This is a genomic window from Pseudomonas luteola NBRC 103146 (genome assembly GCF_002091675.1).
GTDB lineage: Bacteria > Pseudomonadota > Gammaproteobacteria > Pseudomonadales > Pseudomonadaceae > Chryseomonas > Chryseomonas luteola.
The window spans coordinates 1-2,290 of the sequence record NZ_BDAE01000067.1 but is presented as its reverse complement, the minus strand read 5'-3'; the positions used below and the strand labels follow the sequence as shown (position 1 = coordinate 2,290).

The window sequence follows — 2,290 nt, the reverse complement described above, 5'->3', positions numbered from 1 at the left end:
GTGAGCAATCAGCCTGCAAGATCCTTGATGTCTGGATTGTATCGACCACTAGCGTAGGACGGCAGCTAGCAGCAAGCCTTCTGGTGTTTGCCTTTAGGCATGGCGACATCAGCGAGCGGGTGTTTGATCAGTATTGGGTTCGGTTGAATGGTTTGGAGGTGGCGGCATGAGTGACATTAAAAGCTATGTAGTCCGGCAAACATGGGGTGATTACGAAGTTCAGCTTGAGGTTGACTTTGACATTCTCACCCCAGAGCACGCCAAGGATCATATCGACTTCTGGTCAGGCGCTGATGAATTCAGAGACGCTGAGTCAGGATCAGATCAGCTCGCTCTGATACGCCTATTCGGATCTCGAATGATCAGCCTAATGCTGAGTGAAGGCGGGTCATCTTTTCAGCATGGACAGGCAGTTGGAAAGCTATGGACTGAACAACTCCAGAACGAAGAAGGCTGGGCAGGCTATGACGGCACACCTTTTGGCAGGGTTGGCATTCGCGTTGTATCAGCATCGGTTGATGGTGTCGGATTTGATGACGTAGAGCTTGAGGAGTGCGCTGAATGACCACCCGCCAAGCTCTCCGCCGCCGCCTAATCTGGCAAGGCTGCTTCACATCAATCTCTCTCTACACACTCGTCATTGTTTGCATGGGTGTGGCTGGACGCGTTACCGCTTAACACCCCCTCTCCCTCTTCCCCTTTATGCAGCCATGCATGATTCGGCTGCCTGGAGAAATCATGTCTGAACAAACCAAAATCTTCGCAGCGTTCGTCAAGGCTCAGATGGCCTTCGGTCCTGCGCTCAAAACCAGCGTCAACCCGGCTTTCAAGTCACGGTACGTACGACTGGATGGCTGCATTGAGGCGGTCATCGATGCCTTGAATAACAACGGTATTGGCCTGCTGCAAGTCACTCATCCTGACGACAAAGGCGTGACCGTCGAAACCCTATTCATCCATGAGTCTGGAGAGAAGATGAGCGGCGGTATCTTCCATGTTCCCGCTCAGAAGCAAGACCCGCAGGGTTATGGCTCCGCGCTGACATACGCAAGGCGTTTTAGCCTAATGGCCGCGTGTGGAATTGCACCTGAAGATGATGATGGTGAGGCGGCTATGCAGCCTTATCGACAACCAGCCAATACGAAAAGTAAGCCAGAAAGCGTACCCGCACCAAAGCCGCGAATAGGTGAAGCTGAGCATAGATCTCTTTCTAATGCACTCTTAGCAGCCGGCATGAGCGATGAAGATTTCTGCAAGCTCTCCAAGATAAAAGACCTTAGCCAGCTGCCTTTAGAGAAGTTCGCAGGCGCTATGGACTACATCAAGAAGCATCAACCCCAAGGCAATGCAGCGTAGGTGATCTATGCCCTTCCAGCCCGGTAACTCTCATCACAACACAAAGCTGACCGAAGCCGACGTACATGCCATGCGTGACCTTTATGAGTGGCGTAAGGCTGAGATCGAACGAATCAACTCAATTGCCAGCACCAAGGCTCTTGCCGAGAAGTTTGAAGTATCGGAAAGCGCTGTATTGCAGATCGTGAGCTTCCGGCGCTGGAGCCATATTTAACTTTGGTGCTCATCATGCTTGTAGACACCCGCGCAATTACCCAGCGTCAGCCCTCTCGTGAGCATCTTGCTCAAGCCCTTGAAGCGTATCTAGCCAGCGGCCGGCAAGTGACTGAGTTGGGTTACTGCCTACCCTCGGCAGACCGTTACAACATCCGAACCCATTTCAAGCTGCCTGGAACACCGGAATTCAGCGCCCAGTAGTTGGAGGCGACCATGACCATAGATCAACTCGTGAAGGCGTACGAGATGCACGCCGAAGGCTTCACCTGGAAGCTCATTGCCTACGTTATGGACCTTGATGCCGACAAGTTGCGCAAGAAGGTCAAGGAATTCGAGCAGAACGGCATACCTCAGCGTTACCTGCTAACCGCATAGGCACACCCCATGACAACGTTAAGAGAATCAGCGCAGGCCGTTGAGGCTTGTGTGTGGCTGCATGTCCCTACCGGTGTTCGGTATCGGATCGTACTCACCTCAGACGCTGGCGTAGAGCTGGAGAACATAGCAGCGATGCGGTGTAGGCAAGTGAAATGGGAACACTTCAATAACGCCAACATATGGCAGAGGCAGATATGAATACCATCGACACGCTAGAAGAAGAGATAGCCACCCGGGAAGCCGAACGAGACATAGCGCTTGAGCAGGTTGCAGAACTGAAGAAGACCATTCAGAACGCACTCTCCGAGCTAAAGGCTGGAGACGTACAAAGCGCTATTGA

5 protein-coding genes are annotated in these 2,290 nt (G+C 52.5%); all 5 read left to right on the top strand.

What is annotated here, in order from left to right; translation table 11 throughout:
- The first annotated feature begins 166 nt into the window (after positions 1–166).
- The gene (locus tag PLU01S_RS24990; RefSeq protein WP_074830748.1) at positions 167–565 is read left to right on the top strand and encodes a DUF2528 family protein; all 399 of its coding nucleotides are present in this window, start codon (positions 167–169) and stop codon (positions 563–565) included.
- Positions 566–738: 173 nt separating this feature from the next.
- Complete coding sequence (locus tag PLU01S_RS24985) at positions 739–1,356, top strand: ERF family protein (RefSeq protein WP_074830745.1); 618 nt, start codon at positions 739–741, stop codon at positions 1,354–1,356.
- A 7-nt stretch (positions 1,357–1,363) separates the two neighbouring features.
- Positions 1,364–1,570 carry a hypothetical protein gene (locus PLU01S_RS24980; protein ID WP_074830742.1) on the top strand — a complete coding sequence of 69 codons (207 nt, stop codon included), beginning with the start codon at positions 1,364–1,366 and terminating at the stop codon, positions 1,568–1,570.
- Between the two features lie 14 nt (positions 1,571–1,584).
- Positions 1,585–1,773: a hypothetical protein gene (locus PLU01S_RS24975; protein ID WP_139208992.1), complete on the top strand. Its 189-nt coding sequence runs from the start codon at positions 1,585–1,587 to the stop codon at positions 1,771–1,773.
- Between the two features lie 12 nt (positions 1,774–1,785).
- Positions 1,786–1,947 (top strand): hypothetical protein, encoded by a 162-nt coding sequence (locus PLU01S_RS25910; protein WP_159435141.1) that lies wholly within the window; start codon positions 1,786–1,788, stop codon positions 1,945–1,947.
- Positions 1,948–2,290: the final 343 nt, after the last annotated feature.

Coding starts and splice junctions, on each gene's coding strand:
- PLU01S_RS24990 (WP_074830748.1), top strand. CDS start 167: ATGAGTGACATTAAAAGCTATGTAGTCCGGCAAACATGGGGTGATTAC.
- PLU01S_RS24985 (WP_074830745.1), top strand. CDS start 739: ATGTCTGAACAAACCAAAATCTTCGCAGCGTTCGTCAAGGCTCAGATG.
- PLU01S_RS24980 (WP_074830742.1), top strand. CDS start 1,364: ATGCCCTTCCAGCCCGGTAACTCTCATCACAACACAAAGCTGACCGAA.
- PLU01S_RS24975 (WP_139208992.1), top strand. CDS start 1,585: ATGCTTGTAGACACCCGCGCAATTACCCAGCGTCAGCCCTCTCGTGAG.
- PLU01S_RS25910 (WP_159435141.1), top strand. CDS start 1,786: ATGACCATAGATCAACTCGTGAAGGCGTACGAGATGCACGCCGAAGGC.